Genomic DNA, 23,612 nt, shown 5'->3' with positions numbered 1-23,612 from the left:
GCGCCAGAGGCTCCTTAACATTGGACACAGCCCTTTTCCAATGTCCTTATGGAGCCCCTCATGCACAAGTCACTGCTTGGCGCCTCGCTGCTTGGCCTGGCACTCGTCGCCCCCTTAGCCCACGCCCACCAGGCCGGTGATTTCATCATCCGCGCCGGTGCCGCCACCACCGCGCCGAATGAAGACAGCGGCCAGCTGAAACTCGACGGTGCCAAGGTGGCCGGCACCAAGGCCACCCTGGACAGCGACACGCAACTGGGCCTGGCCTTCGCCTACATGCTGACCGACCACGTGGGTATCGAGTTATTGGCCGCCACGCCGTTCCAGCACACCGTGGGCGTACGGGGCGTGAGCGCCGCTACCGGCGTGGCCGGGTTGGACGGCAAGCTGGCCGACGTCAAGCAACTGCCGCCGACGCTGTCGCTGCAGTACTACCCGATGGAGTCGACCTCCAAGTTCCAGCCATACGTCGGCGCTGGCCTGAACTACACCTTTTTCTACGACGAAGACTTGAGCAGCGACCGCAAGGCCGAAGGCTTCAGCAATCTTAAACTCAAGGATTCATTCGGCTGGGCCGCGCAGGCGGGTTTCGACTACATGCTGACCGACCACGTGATGCTCAACGCGGCCGTCTGGTACGTGGACATCGACACCCAGGCCAGCGTCGACGGGCCGACCGCCCTGGGCGTGGGGCGCACCAAGGTGAACGTCGATGTCGATCCGTGGGTGTATATGGCGGGTATCGGCTACAAGTTCTGATGCAAAGGGTGGGGAGCATGGCAAGCCATGCTCCCCACAGTGGCTACAAACCCAACAACGCCCGCAGCCCGACGTCCATCGGCGTGGCTTGGCTGAATTCGAACTGCTCCAGCATCCGCTGGTTGTTCGCCCGCGAATGACGGATATCACCCGAGCGCGCCGGCCCGTAAGTGATCGGCGGCAAGCTGCCCAGTACCGACTTCAGCGCACCCAGCATCTGGTTCAGGCTCATCGACTGGTTGAGCCCGATATTTACCGCGCCCTCTGGCGCCTGGGGAATTTCCAGCGCCTGCAGCAAGATCTTGACCAGGTCACCCACGTAGAAAAAATCACGGGTTTGCTCGCCGTCCCCAAACAGGGTGATCGGCAAGCCCTGCTGCGCGCGCTCGCTGAAGATGCTGATCACACCGGAGTACGGCGAGGACGGATCCTGGCGCGGGCCGTAAATGTTGAAGAAGCGGAAGTTGACCGGCTCCAGACCATGCTGGCGGCGGTAGAAGTCCAGGTAGAACTCGCTGGCCAGCTTGTCCGACGCATAGGGCGTCAGCGGCGCCTTGGCGGTGCCTTCATCGATCGATTGGCCTTCGCCATTGTTGCCGTACACGGCAGCACTGGAGGCGAACAACACGCGCTTGATGCCGTGCTCGCGCATGGCCTCGCACACGTTCAGGGTACCGATGAAGTTGCTTTGGTGCGTCTTGACCGGGTCTTCGACCGAGGCCTGCACCGAAGCCACGGCGGCCAGGTGCACCACCGCCTGGCAACCGGCCGCAGCGCGTGCCACCAGGGTGGCGTCGGCGACATCGCCTTCGATCAGTTCAACCCTGGGGTTATCCAGCGGCAGGTTGCTGCGCTTGCCAGTGGACAGGTCATCGAGAATGCGGACGGCGTAGCCTTTTTCAAGCAGGCCATCGACCAGGTGCGAGCCGATGAAACCGGCGCCCCCAGTGATCAGAACAGGTGCATCAGCCATGTCGGTAGTATCGATCCAGTAGGCTTGGGAGGCCGGCACGCCAGGCGCGCGGCTTGATCCCGAAGGTGTGCAGAATTTTCTTGCAGGCCAGCACCGCATGCTGCGGCTCTTCGGCCGCATCCGGGCGGGCCGCGTGAGCCTGGGCGGTGGGTGCCTGAATGCCCAGGGTGCGCAGGTTGGCGGCCTCGGTCAGGATCGCCTGGCCCAGCGCCAGCGGCGTGGTGGCCTCGTTGCCGGCGTAGTGGTAGGTGCCCCACAAGGGCGCCGCGCAATCGAGCTGCTTGAGCACCGAAATGATCACCCGCGCAGCATCATCGACCGGCGTCGGGTTGCCCCGGCGATCATCGGCCATCAGCACTTCGTGGGGCTGCTCGGCGCGCGCCAGGAAACGCCCGAGCACGCCGTCGACGCTGTCGTCGAGCAGCCAGCCAAAACGCAGCAGCACGTGTTGCGGGCAGGTCGCCCGCACGCTTTGCTCGATGCGCCACAGCGCCTGGCCGCGCAGGCCCAAGGGCACCGGTTCGTCCTTTTCGCTGTAGGCAGTGGCACGCGAGCCATCGAACACACGATAGCTGGAAGGTTGCACCAGGATGATGTTGTGGTGCTGGCACAGCTCGGCAAGGCGCTCCACCGAGCGTTCCTGTTGAGCCAGCCGCGGCTCGCTTACCGTTTCGGCCTGAAACCAGTCGAAATAGTAAGCCAGGTTGACCACGGCATCGGGGCGGGTGTCGTCGAGCAACTGAGTCAGGCTCGCGGCATCCCAGCCATTTTCAGGCGGCCGCGGGGCGAGGAAACCAATGTCTTCCTCCGCTCCCAGGCGAATCAGCGCTTGCCCGAGGGCATTCCCGCCGCCCAACAGCATAAGGCGCATTCGCATAGAGTCAGCGGTCCGGTCGGTTTAGAGAGGAAAGCCCCGTGAACGGGCTGCGTGGACAGGCCATCGGACTTCCCAAACGATTATTTATTAACATAATTTCCTGAAAAAGCAACCTCTGCCTGCCCCAGGATGTAAGGGAGGCGGGCGTTTTTACCGCTCCATTGTGCACGATGGCGGCACGGGAAGGTGAAGCGATTGCGGCGCGAAGGGCCGGCCCAGGTCACCCATGATCAGGATGCTCTGCCCTTTGGAAGTGAACTCATAGGTAATACTGCCCGGCGTGTGGCCCGGCTCGCTGACTGCCTTGGCTTCGGCCACCGGCAGTTTGCCTGGGCTAAAGGTGACACAGCGCCCTTGCGCTGCGCGCTGGCCAGTCCCGAGAACAGACCGATGCCCAGCCATAGGCCTCGAATCGTGATGAGTGAGCGCAGCGTGCCAATTGTGCGCAACCGGGTATCGCACGGCTGTGCTGCGGATCAGGCTGATGCGCTCTGGCTCAAGGCCTACAGACAAGAAGAGCACGGCCATTCAATTTTTCATCTGGCAGGCAGGCCTACCCTGCTCGGGCCCCGCCGGGGCTGAACACCTGCTCATGGAGAAATAGATGCGCCACTCACTTTTCAAGGTTTCGCTGGCTGCGGCCTCACTGACTGCATCGATTGGCGCCAGCGCCGCCAGCACCCCTGCGGTTGCCGTTGCCCCTCAGTACGACACCTCCCATGTCTACGTCGCACCCGCCGACGTCGACCCCTTTGTGAAAAGCTTTCTGGCTACGTTCGGCGGCCAGAGCACCCCGCAGGTCGTGGTCAACGTATTGCCAGTGCCCAGCAGCACCACCTCGCAATTGCTGCAGACGCCGGTAGGCACCGTGTCGCTGTTCGGCTTCAAGACGCCGATCCCACACCCTTTCGGCGACGAGCGTTCGGGCTACTTGGTCAAGGACATGGACGTCGCCGTCAAGGCCGCGCGCCAGGCCGGTGCCAGCGTGATCGTGTCAGACTTTCCAGACCCCATTGGCCGCGATGCCGTGGTGCAGTGGCCGGGCGGCGTGAACATGCAGCTTTACTGGCATAGCAAGGTGCCGCAGTACACCGCCTTCCAAGCCATCCCGGAGAACCGCGTGTACCTGTCTGCCGACAGCGCAGGCGCATTCATCAAAGCGTTCCTGGCGTTCTCCCACGGCAAAGTGGTGTCCGATGACAAGACGGCTCCAGCGGTCGAGATCGGCCAGGCCAGCGGTAGCTATCAGCGCGTGCGCATCGAATCGGACTTCGGCAAGCTGACCGTGCTGGTCACCAATGGCCACCTGCCCTACCCCTACGGCCATGAAACCACCGGCTACGAAGTAAGCGATTTGAACGCCACCCTGGCCAAGGCACAGGCCAGCGGTGCCACCGTCGTGGTCAAGCCGTTCAGCGCCGCTGGCCGTGATGCCGCCCTGGTGGACTTCCCCGGTGGCTACATCGCCGAGATCCATCAGGTCACTGCCAAGCAGTAATCCTCGCCAGTTGATGGAGCCGCCCCCATGCCCTACTGCCGTCGCCTGAGCGGTTTGTATCTCGCACTGCTCTGCCCCTTGATCAGCGGTAACGCCCATGCCGATGGCGAAGTAACCCGGCCGGCGATCAAGGCCAACCGCTGGCAGGAGAATTGGTCCGTGCTGGCCGACCCGGCGCTGCATACCCAGCCGCTGGACAACCTCAAATACATCGCGCTTTCGGCAGACAACCCGGCGAACTACATGTCGCTGGGCGCCACCTTGCGCGAGCGGTTCGAGATGAACAACGCGCCAGGCTTCGGCACCAAGGGCGTGGCGCGTGACGCCTACCTGCTGCAACGCTTTCAAGTACACGCGGATGTGCACTTGAACGAGAACTGGCGAATATTCACTCAGCTGGAAGATGCACGCGCCTACGACAAGACCACCCTGGGTGGCGCCGACCAGAACCGCCTGGATTTGCGCCTGGCGTTTGTCGAGTACATCAAGGCATTGGATAGCGGCCTGCTCAAGGCTCGAGTCGGCCGCCAGGACTTTGCATTCGACTTGCAGCGCTTTATCTCCTCCCGGGACGGGCCGAACGTACGCCAGTCATTCGATGCCGTCTGGGCCGACTGGGAAACCGCACAGTGGCGTTTCATTGGCATCGCCAGCCGCCCCGTGCAGTACTTCGACGACCACGACTTCGACGACAAGTCCAACAACGACATACGCTTCAATTTGCTGAGGGTGGAACGACTGGTGGCGGGCAGCAATGAGCTGTCGGCCTATTACGCCCTGTATGACCGCAGCGACGCCCATTACCTGGACGCCAGCGGCCAGGAAAGCCGCGACATTTTCGACGCCCGCCTGGGCGGTGCGGCGCAAGGCTACGACTGGGACCTGGAGGCCATGGCACAAACCGGCGCCGTGGGCGCCAAGGACATCCGCGCCTGGGCCGGCGGCAGCCGCGTCGGCTACACCTTTGGCAATGTGAACTGGACCCCGCGCGTGGGTCTGCAACTGGATATCGCCTCAGGTGACAAGCACCCCGGGGATGGCACCTTGGGCACGTTCAACCCGCTGTTTCCCAATGGCTACTACTTCAACTTGGGTGGGTACACCGGGTACAGCAACCTGATCCACGTCAAACCGTCGATTACCGTCAAGCCAGTGCCCAAGTTAAGCGTGCTGACGGCGGTGGGGTTGCTGTGGCGGCAAACCACCGAGGACGCCGTGTACACGCAACCCAACATCGCCGTGGCCGGCACTGCAGGCCAAGGTGGCCGCTGGACGGGCGCCTATGGGCAGGTGCGTACGGACTACGCGTTCAACAGCAACCTGACCGGGGCAATCGAGGCAGTGCACTACGAGGCGGGCCAGACGTTGCGCGATGCCGGGGGGCATGACAGCGATTATGTCGGGGTGGAGTTGAAGTTCAGCTGGTAAGGCTGGCTTTAGATCCGTGGCCCTCCCGATGCGTCGGGGGTGAGGGCCTTGGACATAAAAAAGCCCCGCAATGCGGGGCTTCTTGAGACATACGCGCTCAAACGATTCCTAGAACGGAATATCGTCATCAAAGCTGTCGAAGTCTGGTGCCGGCTGCGGAGCCGACTGCTGCGGCGCTGGGCGCGACTGCTGCGGGGACGACTGTTGGGGAGCCGACTGCTGCGGGCGCGGGGCCTGCTGGCGGGGTGCGGACTGCTGGTAGTTATTGCCGCCACCGCCCTGGTTGTTCTGGTCGCCCTGTTGAGGACGGCCGCCCAGCAGCTGCATGGTGCCCTGCATGTCGACGACGATTTCGGTGGTGTAGCGCTTGATGCCGTCTTTTTCCCACTCGCGGGTTTGCAACTTGCCTTCGATGTAGACCTGCGAACCTTTGCGCAGGTATTCACCGGCGATCTCGGCAACCTTGCCGAACATCGACACACGGTGCCACTCGGTGCGCTCGACCTTCTGGCCGCTCTGCTTGTCGGTCCACTGCTCGCTGGTAGCCAGGCTCAGGTTGGTCACGGCGTTACCGTTTGGCAGGTAACGAACTTCCGGATCCTGGCCACAAGTGCCGACCAATATGACTTTGTTAACCCCACGGGCCATAACGTTCTCCTAGGCTTCGCAGGCCTCTGGGGCTTGGTTGACCAGGCTCTCCAGGGCGTTGCGATCCAAAATTTCTGTGTCCAATTTGATATAGATGGCGGCCTCTTCGGCAACCACCACTGCATCTGTTACACCCGGCACGGCCTTGAGGCGCTCGGTCAAGCCGGCTTCGCGAATCGCCTCAGGCGACAGCGGCAAGCGCAGGCTCGTGACGTACGGAGGTTCGCGCATAGTAACAGCTATGGCCAACCAAATGGCCAACAGCCCGGCACAGCCGATGAATACCACGCTCAAGCCACCGTGCTGGAACAACCAGCCGCCGAGAATACCGCCCAGTGCCGCGCCCAGGAACTGGCTGGTGGAGTACACCCCCATCGCCGTGCCTTTGCCGCCCGCCGGCGAGACCTTGCTGATGAGCGACGGCAGCGACGCTTCGAGCAGGTTGAAGGCGGTGAAGAACACCACGGTCCCGATGACCAACTCGCGCAACGTGTTACCGAATTCCCAGAAGAATAGCTCGGTCAGCATCAGGGTCGCCACGGCGCCGATCAGCACGCGCTTCATCTTGCGCTTCTTTTCACCATAAATGATGAACGGAATCATCCCGAAAAAAGATACCACCAGCGCCGTCAGGTACACCCACCAGTGCTGCTCCTTGGGTAGCCCGGCCCGGTCGACCAAGGCCAAAGGCAGGGCCACGAAGCTGGCCATGAGGATGGCATGCAACACGAAAATGCCCACGTCCAGGCGCAACAGGTCGGGGTTGCGCAGGGTCGGCAGCAACGCCTGGCGTGCCACGCCGGATTCACGATGGGTGAAATGGCTGGGCGCATGGGGCACCATGAACGCGATCAGGGCGATGCCGACCACGGCCAATGCCGCAGTGGCCAGGAACAGCCCCGACAGCCCGAAGGCGCGGGTCAGCAATGGCCCGATCACCATGGCCACGGCAAACGACACGCCGATGCTCATGCCGATGGTGGCCATGGCCTTGGTACGGTGCTGCTCGCGGGTCAGGTCGGACAGCAAGGCCATGACCGCGGCGGAAATCGCCCCGGCTCCCTGCAGGATACGCCCGGCGATCACCCCCCAGATGGAGTCGGCCTGGGCGGCCAGCACGCTGCCCAGGGCAAAGATCACCAGGCCGACATAGATAACCGGGCGCCGGCCGATGCGATCGGAAATGATCCCGAACGGGATCTGCAGGAACGCCTGGGTCAGGCCGTAGGCACCAATGGCCAAGCCGATGAGCGCTGGCGTGGCGCCGGCCAGGTCCATGCCGTAGGTCGCCAGAACCGGCAACACCATGAACATGCCCAGCATACGGAAGGCGAACACCAGAGCCAGACCGCTCGCCGCGCGGGTCTCGCTACCACTCATGCGTTCGCTGTGAAGATCGTGCATGGATAAACCTCATGTGAACCGGCGCAGATTCTACCAGTCCCATCGATTGACGGGGTATATGGCGACGCTTTGCCGCGCAGTTGTCATGTATGGCTTCATGGATGTCATCTGATAGTGTGCATCCATCCAGTATTTGGCTTTATACTCCTACGTTTACGCCCGCCGTGCGAGGCCACTTTGGACAAGATCCTGATTCGTGGGGCTCGAACCCACAACCTGAAGAACATCGACCTGACCCTGCCACGGGACAAACTGATCGTCATCACCGGGCTGTCCGGCTCCGGCAAGTCATCGCTGGCATTCGACACCCTGTACGCCGAAGGCCAGCGCCGCTATGTCGAGTCGCTGTCGGCCTACGCCCGGCAGTTCCTGTCGATGATGGAAAAACCCGACGTCGATACCATCGAAGGCCTGTCGCCGGCGATCTCAATCGAGCAAAAGTCAACGTCCCACAACCCGCGTTCCACCGTGGGCACCATCACCGAAATATACGACTACCTGCGCCTTCTGTATGCACGGGTTGGCCAGCCGCGCTGCCCGGACCACGATATCCCGCTGGAAGCCCAGACCGTCAGCCAGATGGTCGACCTGGTGCTGGCCCAACCGGAGGGCAGCAAGCTGATGCTGCTGGCCCCGGTGATCCGCGAGCGCAAGGGCGAGCACCTGGCGATCTTCGAAGAGCTGCGTGCCCAGGGCTTCGTGCGGGCACGCATCAACGGGCGTCTGCACGAGCTCGACGAACTGCCCAAGCTGGACAAACAGAAGAAGCACACCATCGAAGTGGTGGTCGACCGCTTCAAGGTCCGCGAAGACTTGCAGCAGCGTTTGGCCGAGTCCTTCGAAACCGCGCTGAAGCTGGCCGACGGCATCGCGCTGGTAGCGCCGATGGACGATGAGCCGGGTGAAGAGATGATCTTCTCCGCCCGCTTCGCCTGCCCCATCTGTGGCCATGCGATCAGCGAGCTGGAACCCAAGCTGTTCTCCTTCAACAACCCGGCCGGCGCCTGCCCGACCTGCGACGGTTTGGGGGTCAAGCAGTTCTTCGACACCAAGCGCCTGGTCAACGGCGAGCTGACCCTGGCCGAGGGCGCGATTCGCGGCTGGGACCGCCGTAACGTCTATTACTTCCAGATGCTCGGGTCATTGGCCGCGCACTATGGTTTCAGCCTGGAAAAACCGTTCAACGAACTGCCCGCCGACCAGCAGAAGCTTTTGTTGCACGGCAGCGGTACGCAGAACGTCGACTTCAAGTACCTCAACGACCGTGGCGATATCGTCAAGCGCTCGCATCCCTTCGAAGGCATCGTGCCGAACCTGGAGCGACGCTACCGCGAGACCGAATCGGCCACCGTGCGCGAAGAGCTGGCCAAGTTCCTCAGCACCCAGCCGTGCCCGGACTGCCGTGGCACGCGGCTGCGTCGTGAAGCACGCCACGTATGGGTAGGCGAGAAAACCTTGCCAGCGGTGACCGGGCTGCCGATCGGCGAAGCCACCGACTACTTCGGCGGCCTGAAGCTTACCGGGCGCCGTGGCGAAATTGCCGACAAGATTCTCAAGGAAATCCGCGAGCGCCTGCAGTTCCTGGTGAACGTGGGCCTGGACTACCTGACCCTGGATCGCAGTGCCGACACCCTGTCTGGCGGCGAAGCGCAGCGTATCCGCCTGGCCAGCCAGATTGGCGCGGGGCTGGTGGGCGTCATGTACATCCTCGACGAGCCCTCCATCGGCCTGCACCAGCGCGACAACGACCGGCTGCTGGGCACGCTCAAGCACCTGCGCGACATCGGCAACACGGTAATCGTGGTCGAGCATGACGAGGACGCCATCCGCCTGGCTGACTATGTCGTGGACATTGGCCCGGGTGCCGGCGTGCACGGTGGCCATATCGTCGCCCAGGGCACCGCCCAGGAAGTGATGGACCACCCGGACTCGCTGACCGGCAAATACCTCTCCGGGAGAGTCAAGATCGCCGTGCCGGCCAAGCGCACGCCGCGTAACAAAAAGCTCTCGCTGACCCTCAAGGGCGCGCGCGGCAACAACCTGCGCAACGTCGATCTGGAAATCCCGATCGGTCTGCTCACCTGCGTCACGGGTGTATCCGGCTCAGGCAAATCGACCCTGATCAACAATACTCTGTTCCCGCTCAGCGCTACTGCACTGAACGGTGCCACCACGCTGGAGGCCGCAGCCCACGACAGTTGCGATGGCCTGCAGCACCTGGACAAAGTAGTAGACATCGACCAGAGCCCGATCGGCCGTACACCGCGCTCCAACCCGGCCACCTACACCGGGCTGTTCACGCCCATCCGCGAATTGTTCGCCGGCGTCCCAGAGTCGCGCTCGCGCGGTTATGGCCCGGGGCGGTTCTCGTTCAACGTCAAGGGTGGCCGCTGCGAGGCTTGCCAGGGCGACGGGTTGATCAAAGTAGAAATGCACTTTTTGCCGGATATCTACGTGCCGTGCGACGTGTGCAAAAGCAAGCGTTACAACCGCGAAACTCTGGAGATCAAGTACAAGGGCAAGAACATCCACGAGACCCTCGAGATGACCATCGAAGAGGCCCGCGTGTTCTTCGACGCAGTGCCGGCGCTGGCGCGCAAGCTGCAAACACTGATGGATGTGGGCCTGTCCTACATCAAGCTGGGGCAGTCGGCGACCACGCTGTCCGGTGGCGAGGCACAGCGGGTGAAGTTGTCCCGCGAGCTTTCGAAACGCGACACCGGCAAAACCTTGTACATCCTCGACGAGCCCACCACCGGCCTGCACTTTGCCGATATCCAGCAACTGCTGGACGTACTGCATCGGCTGCGCGACCACGGCAACACCGTGGTGGTGATCGAGCACAACCTGGACGTGATCAAGACCGCCGACTGGCTGGTCGACCTGGGGCCGGAAGGTGGCTCCAAGGGCGGGCAGATCATTGCCTGCGGCACGCCAGAGCAGGTAGCGCAAATGAAGCAGTCCTACACTGGCCACTACCTCAAGCCGCTGCTGGAACGCGACAAAGCCTAGGTATCGGCTTGAATAAATCCGCGCCTACAGTAGGAGCGGATTTATCCGCGAAGCTATCACCGCAAAATCAGCAGCTATAAAAAAACCCGCATTAGCGGGTTTTTTTATGTGAGCTGAAATCAGAACTGCGACTGCAAGTAGTTCTGCAAGCCGATCGATTTGATCAGCCCCTGCTGCTTCTCCAGCCAATAGGTATGATCTTCTTCGGTATCGGCCAGTTGCACGCGCAAAATATCGCGGCTGACGTAGTCCTTGTGCACTTCGCACAGCTCGATGCCCTTGCACAGCGCGGCACGCACCTTGTACTCCAGGCGCAAGTCGCTGGCGAGCATCTCAGGCACCGTGGTGCCTACATCCAGGTCGTCGGGGCGCATGCGCGGCGTTCCCTCGAGCATCAGGATGCGGCGCATCAAGGCGTCGGCATGGCCTGCCTCTTCTTCCATTTCGTGATTGATGCGTTCGTAGAGCTTGCTGAAGCCCCAGTCCTCATACATCCGCGAATGGATGAAATATTGATCACGGGCTGCCAGCTCGCCGGTCAGCAACGTGTTGAGGTATTCGATTACGTCCGGGTGACCTTGCATCGCCCTACATCTCCCTGCTTGAAAGTTATAGTTTGAGCCAAGGTGACCGAAAGGTCACGGAGAGAAAGGTCAAAAATCGCAAAAAAGCAGAGAAAAGTGGACGATTGGCAGCGAAAAACCGCCCAAATGAGGGCGGTTCTTCTTATCATTTCGAGTTAGGCCAGGTTCACGCCTAAAGCATTCGCAACCCCATTCGCATAGGCCGGGTCTGCCTTGTAGAAGTGCTGCAATTGACGCTGGACCACGTCCGCACTGACCCCGGCCATGGCGCCGGCAATGTTATTGACCAACAGTGTTTTCTGGTCATCGTTCATCAGTCGGAACAGATCACCGGCATAGCTGTAGTAGTCGGTGTCTTCCCGATGGTCGAAACGATCGGCGGCACCGCTCAACGCCAGGGCCGGCTCACGATACTGCGGCGCCTGTTTAGGGGCATCGCCATAACTGTTGGGCTCATAATTGGGCGCTGCGCCACCGTTGCTGCCAAACGCCATGGAGCCGTCGCGCTGGTAGCTGTTGACCGGGCTACGCGGGGCGTTTACCGGCAATTGTTGGTGGTTGGTACCTACCCGATAGCGATGGGCATCAGCGTAGGCAAACACACGACCTTGCAGCATGCGGTCTGGCGACAAGCCGACGCCTGGCACCATATTGCTCGGACCAAATGCGGCTTGCTCGACTTCAGCAAAATAGTTCAGCGGATTGCGGTTCAGCTCAAGAATGCCCACTTCGATCAGCGGGTACTCTTTTTGCGACCAGGTCTTGGTCACATCGAACGGGTTGTCACGGTGCGCGTTGGCCTGGGCTTCAGTCATCACCTGGATACACACGCGCCATTTCGGGAAATCACCGCGCTCGATCGCGCCGAACAGATCACGCTGGGCGTAGTCCGGGTCGGTACCGGCCAGGCGTGCAGCATCTGCAGGCGCGAGGTTCTTGATGCCTTGCAGGGTCTTGTAGTGCCATTTCACCCAGTGACGCTCGCCCTTGGCGTTAATCAAGCTGTAGGTGTGGCTACCAAAGCCGTGCATGTGGCGATAGCCGTCCGGGATACCCCGGTCAGAGAACAGAATGGTGACCTGGTGCAACGCTTCTGGCGAGTGCGACCAGAAGTCCCACATCATCTGGCCGCTTTTCAGGTTGCTTTGCGGCAAACGTTTCTGGGTGTGGATAAAGTCTGGGAACTTCAGCGGGTCGCGAATGAAAAACACCGGAGTGTTGTTACCCACGATGTCCCAGTTGCCTTCCTCGGTATAGAACTTCAAGGCGAAGCCGCGTGGGTCGCGCTCGGTATCAGCCGAGCCGCGCTCACCACCCACGGTGGAAAAACGCAGGAACGTCTCGGTCTGCTTGCCAACGGTGTCGAACAGTTTGGCGCTGGTGTATTCGGTGATGTCACGGTTGACGGTAAAGGTGCCATAAGCGCCCGAACCCTTGGCGTGCACCCGACGCTCTGGGATGTTCTCGCGGTTGAAATGCGCGAGCTTTTCGATCAGGTGAAAGTCGTCCAGCAGCAATGGGCCGCGTGGACCGGCAGAGCGGGAATTCTGATTGTCTGCAACGGGAGCTCCGCTGGCGGTAGTGAGGGTCTTGCTCTGGCTCATGAAATCTCTTCCTCTGTCGGGCTTCTTGGTGCCGGGCTAATCGGCAGGTGGCCAGTATCATTGAAAGGGATGACGGTTTCTAATGTATAGATCTTTTGTGCCCTATAGTTTTTCACTATGTGATACCGCGACACTAAACATCAGGCATAAAAAAACCGGGCACTAGGCCCGGTTTTCTTGAACAGACGCTTCGTCTTATTCAGCGGCTTCTACAGCGCCACCGACAGGACGATCAACCAGTTCGACGTACGCCATAGGCGCGTTGTCGCCAGCGCGGAAACCGCACTTCAGGATGCGCAGGTAGCCACCCTCACGGGTTGCGTAACGCTTGCCCAGGTCGTTGAACAGCTTACCAACGATTGCTTTCGAACGAGTACGGTCGAAAGCCAGACGGCGGTTTGCAACGCTGTCAATCTTGGCCAGGGTGATCAGCGGCTCGGCAACGCGGCGCAGTTCTTTGGCTTTAGGCAGAGTCGTTTTGATCAGCTCGTGCTCGAACAGCGACACCGCCATGTTCTGGAACATAGCCTTGCGGTGCGAGCTAGTGCGGCTCAGGTGACGACCACTTTTACGATGACGCATGGTTCATTCCTTACCAAACACAACGTTCGGTGATTACGACGATCAGGCAGTCGCCTTGTCGTCCTTCTTAAGACTTGCAGGCGGCCAGTTGTCGAGGCGCATGCCGAGGGACAGACCGCGGGAGGCCAGAACGTCCTTGATTTCAGTCAAGGATTTCTTGCCCAGGTTCGGAGTCTTCAACAGTTCTACTTCGGTACGCTGAATCAGGTCGCCGATGTAGTAAATGTTTTCCGCCTTAAGGCAGTTAGCCGAACGTACAGTCAGTTCCAGATCGTCAACCGGACGGAGCAGGATCGGATCGATCTCGTCTTCCTGTTCGATTACCACTGGTTCGCTGTCACCCTTGAGGTCGACGAACGCAGCCAACTGCTGTTGCAGAATGGTTGCAGCGCGGCGGATAGCCTCTTCAGGATCCAGAGTACCGTTGGTTTCCAGATCAATAACCAGCTTGTCCAGGTTAGTACGCTGCTCGACACGGGCGTTTTCCACCACGTAAGCGATACGGCGAACCGGGCTGAACGAAGAGTCGAGCTGCAAGCGACCGATGCTGCGGCTTTCGTCTTCATCGCTCTGACGCGAGTCGGCTGGTTCATAACCACGACCACGAGCTACTACGAGCTTCATGTTCAGGGCGCCATTCGACGCCAGGTTAGCGATTACGTGATCGGGATTAACGATCTCGACATCATGATCCAGCTGAATATCGGCAGCGGTAACCACCCCCGAACCCTTTTTCGACAAGGTCAGCGTAACTTCGTCACGACCGTGCAGCTTGATAGCCAGACCTTTAAGGTTCAACAGGATTTCAATGACATCTTCCTGTACACCTTCGATGGCGCTGTACTCATGGAGTACACCGTCAATCTCGGCCTCGACTACTGCACAGCCGGGCATTGAGGACAACAGGATGCGGCGCAGCGCGTTGCCCAGGGTATGGCCAAAACCACGCTCGAGAGGCTCGAGGGTAATCTTGGCGCGGGTTGGACTGACAACCTGCACATCAATATGGCGGGGTGTCAGGAACTCATTTACCGAAATCTGCATGGATGCACCTATTTTCTAGCCCTTACTTGGAGTAGAGCTCGACAATCAGGCTTTCGTTGATGTCGGCGGAGAGGTCACTGCGAGCAGGAACGTTCTTGAAAACGCCCGACTTCTTCTCAGTGTCCACTTCTACCCATTCTACGCGGCCACGTTGGGCACACAGATCGAGAGCTTGGACGATGCGCAGCTGATTCTTTGCCTTCTCGCGAATAGCGACCACGTCACCAGCACGAACCTGGTAGGACGGAACGTTAACGGTTTGACCGTTTACGCTGATCGACTTGTGCGATACCAGCTGACGGGATTCGGCGCGAGTCGAACCAAAGCCCATGCGATATACAACGTTGTCCAGACGGCATTCGAGCAGTTGCAGCAGGTTCTCACCAGTAGCGCCTTTCTTGCCGGCAGCTTCTTTGTAGTAACCGCTGAACTGACGCTCGAGAACGCCGTAGATACGACGGACCTTCTGCTTTTCACGCAGTTGGGTGCCGTAGTCGGACTGGCGACCACGACGCTGGCCGTGGATACCTGGGGCTGCTTCGATGTTGCACTTCGATTCCAGAGCGCGAACGCCGCTCTTCAGGAAAAGATCAGTGCCTTCACGACGAGACAGTTTGCATTTTGGACCAATGTAACGTGCCATTTATCTGTCTCCTGATTACACGCGGCGCTTCTTCGGCGGACGGCACCCGTTATGCGGGATTGGCGTCACGTCGGTGATGCTGGCGATCTTGTAGCCGCAGCCATTCAAAGCGCGGACTGCGGATTCACGACCTGGACCTGGGCCCTTGACGTTAACGTCGAGGTTTTTCAGGCCATATTCCAGCGCAGCTTGACCAGCACGCTCGGCAGCTACTTGAGCAGCGAACGGGGTGGACTTACGCGAACCGCGGAAACCCGAACCGCCGGAGGTAGCCCACGAAAGAGCGTTACCTTGACGATCGGTGATGGTCACGATGGTGTTGTTAAAAGACGCGTGGATGTGGGCGATGCCATCAACCACTGTCTTTTTGACTTTTTTACGAGGACGAGCAGCAGGTTTTGCCATGATAAAATTCCTGTCGATTCGCTGGTGCGATTACTTGCGGATCGGCTTACGCGGACCTTTACGGGTACGCGCGTTAGTCTTGGTACGCTGACCGCGTACTGGAAGACCACGACGGTGACGCAGGCCGCGGTAGCAGCCCAGATCCATCAAGCGCTTGATTTTCATGTTGATTTCGCGACGCAGGTCACCTTCAGTGGTGAACTTCGCCACTTCGCCACGCAGCTGTTCAATCTGCTCGTCGCTCAGATCCTTGATCTTTGCGGCTGGGTTGACCCCAGTGTCTGCACAAATTTTCTGTGCAGTAGTGCGACCAACACCATAGATGTAGGTCAGCGAGATAACAGTGTGCTTGTTATCTGGAATGTTGACGCCTGCAATACGGGCCATTCAGTGGGACTCCAATTGACAGCTACCTACGCCCCGGAAGCCAAGAAATAGGGCGCGAGATAATATCGCTGTAATAACAAATAATCAACCCAGCAGCGCACTAGCTGCTGGGCTTGTAGCACAGATCACAATCAGCCTTGGCGCTGCTTGTGACGTGGTTCCGCGCTGCAAATGACTCGTACGACGCCTTCGCGGCGAATAATCTTGCAGTTACGGCACAGCTTTTTCACCGATGCACGAACTTTCATCACCAACTCCTCGAACCTTATGGGATCTCAGCGCAGCAAACTGCTGCCGCCGTAGCCCTTCAGGTTGGCTTTCTTCATCAGGGATTCGTACTGGTGCGAAACGAGGTGCGATTGTACTTGGGACATGAAGTCCATCACAACCACTACCACAATCAGCAACGAGGTCCCGCCAAGGTAGAACGGAACGTTTGCTGCCACCACCAGGAACTGGGGGAGCAGGCACACGGCCGTCATATAAAGAGCACCGAACATGGTCAAACGGGTCAGAACGCCATCAATGTAGCGCGCCGACTGCTCGCCTGGACGGATGCCCGGAATAAAGGCACCGGACTTCTTCAGGTTTTCCGCTACGTCTTTCGGATTGAACATCAACGCCGTATAGAAGAAGCAGAAGAAAATAATCCCTGCACTAAACAGCAGAATATTCAACGGCTGACCAGGAGCGATCGACTGTGAGAGGTCCTGCAACCAGCCCATACCTTCAGACTGACCGAACCAGGCACCCAACGAAGCCGGAAACAGCAAAATGCTGCTTGCGAAAATAGCCGGGATAACCCCAGCCATGTTCACTTTCAGCGGCAGGTGGCTTGTCTGCGCGGCAAAGACCTTGCGGCCCTGCTGACGCTTGGCGTAGTGAACAGCGATACGACGCTGACCACGCTCAATGAACACCACGAAGCCGATGATCGCGACTGCCAGCAAACCGATTGCAACCAGCGCGAAGATGTTGATATCGCCCTGACGTGCAGACTCGAAAGACTGCCCGATTGCTCTCGGAAGACCGGCGACGATACCCGAAAAAATCAACATCGAGATACCGTTGCCAACACCGCGCTCAGTAATCTGCTCGCCCAGCCACATCATGAACATTGCGCCAGCCACGAAAGTGGAGACGGCAACGAAATAGAAGCTGAAGCCTGCAGTGAACGAAACACCCTGGTTGGCCAAGCCAATGGACATGCCAATTGCTTGAACCAGTGCCAGGATGACGGTGCCGTAGCGGGTGTACTGGCTAATCTTGCGACGGCCAGCTTCCCCTTCCTTCTTCAACTGCTCCAACTGCGGGCTGACGACGGTCATCAGTTGCATGATGATCGATGCCGAAATGTACGGCATGATCCCCAGTGCAAAGATGCTCATACGTTCCAGCGCGCCGCCGGAAAACATGTTGAACAAGCTAAGAATGGTCCCCTCATTCTGTCGAAACAGGTCCGCCAGCCGGTCCGGGTTGATACCTGGAACTGGGATGTGTGCGCCTATCCGGTAGACGATAATCGCCAGGAATAGAAAACGCAGTCGAGCCCAGAGCTCGGATAACCCGCCTTTGCTGAGCGCTGAGAGAGCACCTTGCTTAGCCATTTATTCCTCGAACTTGCCGCCAGCTGCTTCGATAGCCGCACGCGCACCTTTGGTGGCGGCGATACCCTTGATGGTGACCGCGCGAGTAACTTCGCCCGACAGCATGATTTTCACACGCTGTACGTTCTGGTTAATCACGTTGGCATCCTTCAGGGACTGCACGGTGACGATGTCGCCTTCCACTTTGGCCAGCTCGGACAGACGCACTTCTGCGCGGTCCATGGCTTTCAGGGAAACGAAACCGAACTTCGGCAGACGACGATGCAGCGGCTGTTGACCGCCTTCAAAGCCTGGAGCAATGGTGCCACCGGAGCGGGAGGTTTGACCTTTGTGGCCGCGGCCACCAGTCTTACCCAAACCGCTACCGATACCACGGCCCGGACGATGCTTTTCGCGACGGGAACCCGGCGCTGGACTCAGATCATTGAGTTTCATCGATTAACCCTCGACGCGCAGCATGTAGTAAGCCTTGTTGATCATCCCGCGATTCTCGGGAGTATCCTGGACTTCTACAGTGTGACCGATGCGACGCAGACCCAAACCCTTAACGCACAATTTGTGGTTAGGGATGCGACCGGTCATGCTTTTGATCAGCGTAACTTTAACAGTAGCCATGATCAGATGATCTCCTCAACGCTCTTGCCGCGCTTGGCAGCAATGGACGACGGGGACTGCATCGACTTCAGACCTTTGAAAGTGGCGTGTACCACGTTCACAGGGTTAGTCGAGCCGTAGCACTTGGCCAGAACGTTCTGAACGCCAGCAACTTCGAGGACGGCACGCATTGCGCCGCCAGCGATGATACCGGTACCTTCGGACGCAGGCTGCATGTAAACCTTCGAAGCGCCGTGGGCGGACTTCATGGCGTACTGCAGAGTGGTGCCGTTCAGGTCAACCTGGATCATGTTGCGACGAGCAGCTTCCATAGCTTTCTGGATAGCAGCCGGCACTTCACGAGACTTGCCGCGGCCGAAACCTACACGACCCTTACCATCACCCACCACGGTCAACGCGGTGAAAGTGAAGATACGGCCGCCTTTAACGGTTTTAGCTACACGGTTAACTTGAACCAGCTTCTCGATGTAGCCTTCGTCGCGCTTTTGGTCGTTATTTGACATAACTTAGAACTCCAGCCCAGCTTCACGAGCAGCATCAGCCAGCGCTTTCACGCGGCCATGGTACTTGAAGCCAGAGCGGTCGAAAGCCACCTGCGAGACGCCAGCGGCCTTAGCACGCGTAGCGACCAGCTGGCCAACCTTAGTGGCCGCGTCGATGTTGCCAGTGGCACCATCACGCAGTTCTTTGTCCAAAGTCGAGGCACTGGCCAGGACTTTGTTGCCGTCGGCCGAGATGACCTGGGCGTAGATGTGCTGCGACGAGCGAAACACGCAGAGACGCACGACTTCGAGTTCGTGCATTTTCAGGCGTGCTTTGCGAGCGCGACGCAGACGAGTAACTTTTTTGTCGGTCATTTGCTAGGCCCTACTTCTTCTTGGCTTCTTTACGACGGACGACTTCGTCCGCGTAACGCACACCCTTACCTTTGTAAGGCTCTGGTGGACGGAAATCGCGGATTTCGGCGGCCACTTGACCCACCAGCTGCTTGTCGATGCCCTTGATCAGGATATCGGTCTGGCTAGGAGTCTCAGCGGTGATGCCTTCCGGCAGTTCGTAATCCACCGGGTGCGAGAAGCCGAGAGCCAGGTTCAGCACTGTGCCTTTAGCTTGCGCTTTGTAACCAACACCGACCAGCTGGAGCTTGCGCTCGAAGCCTTGGCTTACGCCTTGGACCATGTTGTTGACCAGAGCACGAGTAGTGCCGGCCATTGCACGAGTCTGTTGATCACCATTGCGAGCAGCGAAACGCAGTTCGCCAGCTTCTTCAGTGATTTCAACGGACGAGTGAACGTTCAGTTCCAGAGTGCCCTTGGCACCCTTCACCGAAAGCTGCTGACCGACGAATTTGATTTCGACGCCCGATGGCAGCTTTACGGGGTTCTTAGCGACGCGAGACATGCTTATCCCCCCTTAGAACACTGTGCAGAGTACTTCGCCGCCGACACCGGCAGCGCGCGCAGCACGATCCGTCATCACACCTTTGTTGGTGGAGACGATGGAAACGCCGAGGCCGCCGCGTACTTTAGGCAGTTCTTCAACCGACTTGTACTGACGCAGACCTGGACGACTTACGCGCTTGACTTCTTCGATGACTGGACGGCCTTCGAAGTATTTCAGCTCGATGGACAGCGATGGCTTGGCTTCGCTGCTGACTTGATAACCCGCGATGTAACCTTCGTCTTTCAGAACTTTGGCTACAGCCACCTTCAACGTGGAAGACGGCATGCTTACGACGGACTTTTCAGCCATCTGGGCATTACGGATTCGAGTTAGCATGTCCGCTAACGGGTCCTGCATACTCATGGGCTAGACGCTCCTGATACAAAAAATATAAGCCTTACGGCTACAACGTCGCCGAGCTACTGCGGGTAAATTACCCAGGCTCTGGCGAGCCGGTCATTCTAGACACACCCCAGAAATGAATCAAGCCCCATGAGGGGCTTGATTCACTTGCAAGGTCACCGGCGGTCGGCTGATTGCTCAACCTGGCGCCGGGACTGTCGCAGTACGGCTTACCAGCTGGCTTTAACCAGACCTGGTACGTCACCGCGCATTGCTGCTTCACGCAGCTTGTTACGGCCGAGGCCGAACTTGCGGTAAACGCCGTGAGGACGACCAGTGATGCGGCAGCGGTTACGCATGCGCGAAGCGCTTGCGTCACGTGGCTGCTTCTGCAGAGCTACGGAAGCATTCCAACGGTCTTCGTCACTTGCGTTCAGATTCACGATGATAGCTTTCAGCTCAGCACGCTTCTTGGCGTATTTAGCGACCGTCAGCTGACGCTTCAGCTCACGGTTTTTCATGCTCTTCTTGGCCATTTTCCTACTCCAATCAGTTGCGGAACGGGAATTTGAAAGCACGCAGCAAGGCGCGACCTTCATCATCCGAACGAGCAGTGGTGGTCAGGGTAATGTCCAGACCGCGCAGAGCATCGATCTTGTCGTAGTCGATTTCCGGGAAAATGATCTGCTCTTTCACGCCCATGCTGTAGTTACCACGACCATCGAAGGACTTGGCATTCAGGCCGCGGAAGTCGCGTACCCGAGGCAGGGAGATCGCCAGCAGGCGGTCCAGGAATTCGTACATACGATCACGGCGCAAGGTAACCTTGACACCAATCGGCCAGCCCTCACGAACCTTGAAGCCTGCGATCGACTTACGAGCGTAAGTGACAACAGCCTTCTGGCCGGTGATTTTTTCCATGTCGGCAACAGCGTGCTCGATGACTTTTTTGTCGCCGATCGCTTCGCCCAGACCCATGTTCAGGGTGATTTTGGTAACGCGCGGAACTTCCATCACGTTCGCAAGCTTAAGTTCTTCTTTAAGCTTGGGAGCGATTTCCTTCCGGTAAATCTCTTTCAGTCGTGCCATGGTCTTCTACCTAGCAGTGTTCAAGCATCAACCGCTTTTTGGGTCGACTTGAAGACACGAATTTTTTTGCCTTCTTCTACTTTGAAACCAACGCGGTCAGCCTTGTTGGTTTCGCCGTTGAAAATGGCGACGTTAGAAGCGTGCAGAGGCGCTTCTTTCTCGACGATACCGCCCTGTACGCCCGACATCGGGTTAGGCTTGGTATGGCGCTTCACCAGGTTGATCCCACCAACGACCAGACGGTCATCAGCGAGAACCTTCAGCACCTTACCGCGCTTGCCTTTGTCTTTGCCGGCGATCACGATGATCTCGTCGTCACGACGAATCTTTTGCATGTCGGATCTCCTTACAGCACTTCTGGGGCGAGCGAGACGATCTTCATGAACTTCTCAGTACGAAGTTCACGGGTCACTGGCCCAAAGATACGGGTGCCGATTGGCTCTTGCTTGTTGTTCAACAGAACAGCAGCGTTGCCATCAAAGCGGATGATGGAGCCGTCAGCGCGACGAACACCGTGGCGAGTGCGGACTACAACAGCAGTCATCACTTGGCCTTTTTTCACCTTACCGCGAGGAATTGCTTCCTTCACGGTAACTTTGATGATGTCACCGATGCCAGCGTAACGACGATGCGAGCCGCCCAGGACCTTGATGCACATAACGCGACGAGCGCCGCTGTTATCGGCAACATCGAGCATGGATTGAGTCTGAATCATATAATTTCTCCGACCCTTAGCCCTTAGACTTCCACAGCGCGTTCGAGAATATCAACCAGTGCCCAGGACTTAGTCTTGGCCATCGGACGAGTTTCACGAATAGTGACCTTGTCGCCGATGTGGCATTGGTTGGTTTCGTCGTGCGCGTGCAGCTTAGTCGAACGCTTAACGTATTTACCGTAGATCGGGTGCTTTACGCGACGCTCGATCAGTACGGTGATGGTCTTGTCCATCTTGTCGCTGACAACACGGCCAGTCAGCGTGCGGACGGTTTTTTCGGCTTCAGCCATGATTACTTACCTGCCTGCTGGTTGAGCACAGTTTTCACGCGAGCGATGTCACGCTTAACTTGCGAGAGCAGGTGAGACTGCCCCAACTGGCCAGTTGCTTTCTGCATACGCAGATTGAACTGGTCGCGCAGCAAGCCGAGCAGTTGCTCGTTCAGTTGCTGTGCTGATTTTTCACGAAGTTCATTCGCTTTCATCACATCACCGTCCGCTTAACAAAGGAGGTGGCGAGAGGCAGCTTTGCAGCTGCCAAGGCGAAAGCCTCACGCGCCAGCTCTTCAGTAACACCCTCGATTTCATACAGGACTTTGCCTGGCTGAATCTGGGCAACCCAATATTCTACCGAACCTTTACCTTTACCCATCCGCACTTCGAGAGGCTTCTTGGAGATCGGCTTGTCCGGGAATACACGGATCCAGATCTTACCGCCACGTTTTACGTGACGGGTCAGGGCACGACGTGCCGATTCGATCTGACGAGCGGTGAGACGACCGCGTGCAACAGCTTTCAAGGCGAATTCGCCGAAGCTGACTTTGCTACCGCGCAGTGCCAGACCACGGGTTGTGGCCAGTCATCTGCTTGCGGAACTTCGTACGCTTTGGTTGCAACATTTGGCGTACCCCTTACTTAGCAGCTTTTTTACGAGGCGCTGGTGCTTGTGGTTTCAGTTCTTCTTGGCGACCACCAATTACTTCGCCTTTGAAAATCCAAACCTTCACACCGATCACACCGTAAGTGGTGTGAGCTTCGTAGTTGGCATAGTCGATGTCGGCACGCAGGGTGTGCAATGGCACACGACCTTCGCGATACCATTCAGTACGTGCGATTTCAGCACCGCCGAGACGACCGCTCACTTGGATCTTGATGCCTTTGGCACCAATGCGCATAGCGTTCTGTACAGCGCGCTTCATTGCGCGACGGAACATTACACGACGCTCCAGCTGCTGAGCTACGCTCTGCGCAACCAGCATACCGTCGAGCTCCGGCTTGCGGATCTCTTCGATATTGATGTGCACAGGCACACCCATTTGCTTGGTCAGGTCCTGACGCAGTTTCTCAACATCTTCACCCTTCTTCCCGATAACGATACCTGGACGAGCGGTGTGGATGGTGATGCGTGCAGTTTGGGCCGGACGATGGATATCGATACGGCTTACGGACGCGCTTTTTAATTTGTCTTGGAGATACTCACGCACCTTCAGATCTGCGAACAAGTAGTCCGCATAAGTCCGACCGTCTGCGTACCAGACGGAGGTGTGCTCCTTGACGATTCCCAGGCGAATGCCAATGGGATGTACTTTCTGACCCATCTGATCGACTCCGTTACTTGTCAGCAACCTTGACAGTGATATGGCAAGACCGCTTGACGATGCGATCAGCCCGGCCTTTGGCACGAGGCATGATGCGCTTCAGCGAACGCCCTTCGTTGACGAAAACGGTGCTGACCTTCAGGTCATCAACGTCTGCGCCTTCGTTGTGCTCGGCGTTGGCTACGGCCGACTCCAGCACTTTCTTGATGATTTCCGCGGCTTTCTTACTGCTAAAAGCCAGCAGGTTGAGCGCTTCGCCCACCTTCTTCCCGCGGATCTGGTCGGCGACCAAGCGGGCTTTCTGGGCGGAGATTCGAGCGCCCGACAACTTAGCGGCTACTTCCATTTCCTTACCC

General features: G+C 58.5%; 31 protein-coding genes and 1 pseudogene. 4 read left to right on the top strand and 28 right to left on the bottom strand.

Annotated elements, in window-relative coordinates:
• Positions 1-60: 60 nt before the first annotated feature.
• The gene (locus tag L9B60_RS14905) at positions 61-759 is read left to right on the top strand and encodes an OmpW/AlkL family protein (protein WP_249679535.1); all 699 of its coding nucleotides are present in this window, start codon (positions 61-63) and stop codon (positions 757-759) included.
• Positions 760-802: 43 nt separating this feature from the next.
• On the opposite strand, the gene pgnE is transcribed toward L9B60_RS14905, so the two are convergent.
• Complete coding sequence (gene pgnE / locus L9B60_RS14900) at positions 803-1,732, bottom strand: UDP-N-acetylglucosamine epimerase PgnE (protein WP_249679534.1); 930 nt, start codon at positions 1,730-1,732, stop codon at positions 803-805.
• Positions 1,725-2,609: a sugar nucleotide-binding protein gene (locus L9B60_RS14895; RefSeq protein WP_249679533.1), complete on the bottom strand. Its 885-nt coding sequence runs from the start codon at positions 2,607-2,609 to the stop codon at positions 1,725-1,727. Before L9B60_RS14895 ends, pgnE begins: the two co-directional genes overlap by 8 nt.
• Before the next feature lie 604 nt (positions 2,610-3,213).
• Here L9B60_RS14895 and L9B60_RS14885 point away from each other — a divergent pair.
• Positions 3,214-4,107, top strand: a complete 894-nt coding sequence (locus L9B60_RS14885) for a VOC family protein (RefSeq protein WP_249679532.1) — start codon at positions 3,214-3,216, stop codon at positions 4,105-4,107.
• 27 nt (positions 4,108-4,134) lie between these two features.
• Positions 4,135-5,535, top strand: coding sequence for an alginate export family protein (locus L9B60_RS14880; protein ID WP_249679531.1), 1,401 nt, complete (start codon positions 4,135-4,137; stop codon positions 5,533-5,535).
• Between the two features lie 108 nt (positions 5,536-5,643).
• Here L9B60_RS14880 and L9B60_RS14875 read toward each other — a convergent pair whose 3' ends face one another.
• Together L9B60_RS14875 and L9B60_RS14870 are read right to left on the bottom strand one after the other, a co-directional pair.
• Complete coding sequence (locus L9B60_RS14875) at positions 5,644-6,183, bottom strand: single-stranded DNA-binding protein (RefSeq protein ID WP_249679530.1); 540 nt, start codon at positions 6,181-6,183, stop codon at positions 5,644-5,646.
• 9 nt (positions 6,184-6,192) lie between these two features.
• Complete coding sequence (locus tag L9B60_RS14870) at positions 6,193-7,587, bottom strand: MFS transporter (protein ID WP_249679529.1); 1,395 nt, start codon at positions 7,585-7,587, stop codon at positions 6,193-6,195.
• 177 nt (positions 7,588-7,764) lie between these two features.
• On the opposite strand from L9B60_RS14870, the gene uvrA reads away from it, so the two are divergent.
• A complete protein-coding gene (gene uvrA / locus L9B60_RS14865) occupies positions 7,765-10,599 on the top strand; it encodes an excinuclease ABC subunit UvrA (RefSeq protein WP_249679528.1) in 2,835 nt (944 codons plus the stop codon).
• A gap of 119 nt (positions 10,600-10,718) precedes the next feature.
• Here the strand turns inward: uvrA and bfr are convergent, their stop codons facing one another.
• The 24 genes and pseudogenes from bfr to rplV form a co-directional block, all read right to left on the bottom strand.
• A complete protein-coding gene (gene bfr, locus L9B60_RS14860; RefSeq protein WP_249679527.1) occupies positions 10,719-11,183 on the bottom strand; it encodes a bacterioferritin in 465 nt (154 codons plus the stop codon).
• A 155-nt stretch (positions 11,184-11,338) separates the two neighbouring features.
• Positions 11,339-12,787, bottom strand: a complete 1,449-nt coding sequence (locus L9B60_RS14855; protein ID WP_249679526.1) for a catalase — start codon at positions 12,785-12,787, stop codon at positions 11,339-11,341.
• A gap of 195 nt (positions 12,788-12,982) precedes the next feature.
• Positions 12,983-13,369, bottom strand: coding sequence for a 50S ribosomal protein L17 (gene rplQ, locus L9B60_RS14850; RefSeq protein ID WP_249679525.1), 387 nt, complete (start codon positions 13,367-13,369; stop codon positions 12,983-12,985).
• Between the two features lie 42 nt (positions 13,370-13,411).
• Positions 13,412-14,413, bottom strand: coding sequence for a DNA-directed RNA polymerase subunit alpha (locus L9B60_RS14845; protein ID WP_007924176.1), 1,002 nt, complete (start codon positions 14,411-14,413; stop codon positions 13,412-13,414).
• Between the two features lie 22 nt (positions 14,414-14,435).
• Entirely contained in the window at positions 14,436-15,056 is a 621-nt protein-coding gene (gene rpsD, locus L9B60_RS14840) for a 30S ribosomal protein S4 (protein WP_249679524.1), read from the bottom strand.
• Positions 15,057-15,071: 15 nt separating this feature from the next.
• Complete coding sequence (rpsK, locus tag L9B60_RS14835) at positions 15,072-15,461, bottom strand: 30S ribosomal protein S11 (RefSeq protein ID WP_002555466.1); 390 nt, start codon at positions 15,459-15,461, stop codon at positions 15,072-15,074.
• Between the two features lie 30 nt (positions 15,462-15,491).
• Positions 15,492-15,848: a 30S ribosomal protein S13 gene (rpsM, locus tag L9B60_RS14830; RefSeq protein ID WP_008374135.1), complete on the bottom strand. Its 357-nt coding sequence runs from the start codon at positions 15,846-15,848 to the stop codon at positions 15,492-15,494.
• 131 nt (positions 15,849-15,979) lie between these two features.
• On the bottom strand, positions 15,980-16,096 hold the full coding sequence (gene rpmJ / locus L9B60_RS14825; RefSeq protein ID WP_002555468.1) for a 50S ribosomal protein L36: 117 nt from the start codon (positions 16,094-16,096) through the stop codon (positions 15,980-15,982).
• Positions 16,097-16,123: 27 nt separating this feature from the next.
• Positions 16,124-17,455: a preprotein translocase subunit SecY gene (gene secY, locus L9B60_RS14820; protein ID WP_249679523.1), complete on the bottom strand. Its 1,332-nt coding sequence runs from the start codon at positions 17,453-17,455 to the stop codon at positions 16,124-16,126.
• Positions 17,456-17,890: a 50S ribosomal protein L15 gene (rplO, locus tag L9B60_RS14815; protein WP_007924183.1), complete on the bottom strand. Its 435-nt coding sequence runs from the start codon at positions 17,888-17,890 to the stop codon at positions 17,456-17,458.
• A 3-nt stretch (positions 17,891-17,893) separates the two neighbouring features.
• The gene (gene rpmD, locus L9B60_RS14810) at positions 17,894-18,070 is read right to left on the bottom strand and encodes a 50S ribosomal protein L30 (protein ID WP_003176408.1); all 177 of its coding nucleotides are present in this window, start codon (positions 18,068-18,070) and stop codon (positions 17,894-17,896) included.
• A 2-nt stretch (positions 18,071-18,072) separates the two neighbouring features.
• Entirely contained in the window at positions 18,073-18,573 is a 501-nt protein-coding gene (gene rpsE, locus L9B60_RS14805) for a 30S ribosomal protein S5 (protein WP_226507468.1), read from the bottom strand.
• Positions 18,574-18,576: 3 nt separating this feature from the next.
• Entirely contained in the window at positions 18,577-18,927 is a 351-nt protein-coding gene (rplR, locus tag L9B60_RS14800) for a 50S ribosomal protein L18 (RefSeq protein WP_003186037.1), read from the bottom strand.
• A gap of 10 nt (positions 18,928-18,937) precedes the next feature.
• Positions 18,938-19,471: a 50S ribosomal protein L6 gene (rplF, locus tag L9B60_RS14795; protein ID WP_249679522.1), complete on the bottom strand. Its 534-nt coding sequence runs from the start codon at positions 19,469-19,471 to the stop codon at positions 18,938-18,940.
• Positions 19,472-19,483: 12 nt separating this feature from the next.
• Positions 19,484-19,876 carry a 30S ribosomal protein S8 gene (gene rpsH, locus L9B60_RS14790; RefSeq protein WP_249679521.1) on the bottom strand — a complete coding sequence of 131 codons (393 nt, stop codon included), beginning with the start codon at positions 19,874-19,876 and terminating at the stop codon, positions 19,484-19,486.
• 209 nt (positions 19,877-20,085) lie between these two features.
• A complete protein-coding gene (rpsN, locus tag L9B60_RS14785; protein ID WP_249679520.1) occupies positions 20,086-20,391 on the bottom strand; it encodes a 30S ribosomal protein S14 in 306 nt (101 codons plus the stop codon).
• Between the two features lie 13 nt (positions 20,392-20,404).
• Complete coding sequence (rplE, locus tag L9B60_RS14780) at positions 20,405-20,944, bottom strand: 50S ribosomal protein L5 (protein WP_027982008.1); 540 nt, start codon at positions 20,942-20,944, stop codon at positions 20,405-20,407.
• Positions 20,945-20,964: 20 nt separating this feature from the next.
• Complete coding sequence (rplX, locus tag L9B60_RS14775; RefSeq protein ID WP_008374158.1) at positions 20,965-21,279, bottom strand: 50S ribosomal protein L24; 315 nt, start codon at positions 21,277-21,279, stop codon at positions 20,965-20,967.
• 11 nt (positions 21,280-21,290) lie between these two features.
• A complete protein-coding gene (rplN, locus tag L9B60_RS14770) occupies positions 21,291-21,659 on the bottom strand; it encodes a 50S ribosomal protein L14 (RefSeq protein ID WP_002555479.1) in 369 nt (122 codons plus the stop codon).
• Between the two features lie 23 nt (positions 21,660-21,682).
• Complete coding sequence (gene rpsQ / locus L9B60_RS14765) at positions 21,683-21,949, bottom strand: 30S ribosomal protein S17 (RefSeq protein WP_040071277.1); 267 nt, start codon at positions 21,947-21,949, stop codon at positions 21,683-21,685.
• 2 nt (positions 21,950-21,951) lie between these two features.
• A complete protein-coding gene (gene rpmC / locus L9B60_RS14760; RefSeq protein WP_002555481.1) occupies positions 21,952-22,143 on the bottom strand; it encodes a 50S ribosomal protein L29 in 192 nt (63 codons plus the stop codon).
• A pseudogene (gene rplP / locus L9B60_RS14755) lies at positions 22,143-22,557 on the bottom strand (50S ribosomal protein L16). Before rplP ends, rpmC begins: the two are co-directional and overlap by 1 nt.
• 12 nt (positions 22,558-22,569) lie before the next feature.
• Positions 22,570-23,256, bottom strand: a complete 687-nt coding sequence (gene rpsC / locus L9B60_RS14750; protein ID WP_003176422.1) for a 30S ribosomal protein S3 — start codon at positions 23,254-23,256, stop codon at positions 22,570-22,572.
• A 13-nt stretch (positions 23,257-23,269) separates the two neighbouring features.
• The gene (gene rplV, locus L9B60_RS14745) at positions 23,270-23,602 is read right to left on the bottom strand and encodes a 50S ribosomal protein L22 (protein WP_003210077.1); all 333 of its coding nucleotides are present in this window, start codon (positions 23,600-23,602) and stop codon (positions 23,270-23,272) included.
• Between the last annotated feature and the right edge of the window lie 10 nt (positions 23,603-23,612).

The organism is Pseudomonas abieticivorans, assembly GCF_023509015.1.
Taxonomy (GTDB): Bacteria; Pseudomonadota; Gammaproteobacteria; order Pseudomonadales; family Pseudomonadaceae; genus Aquipseudomonas; species Aquipseudomonas abieticivorans.
This window is presented reverse-complemented; position numbering and strand designations above follow the sequence as displayed.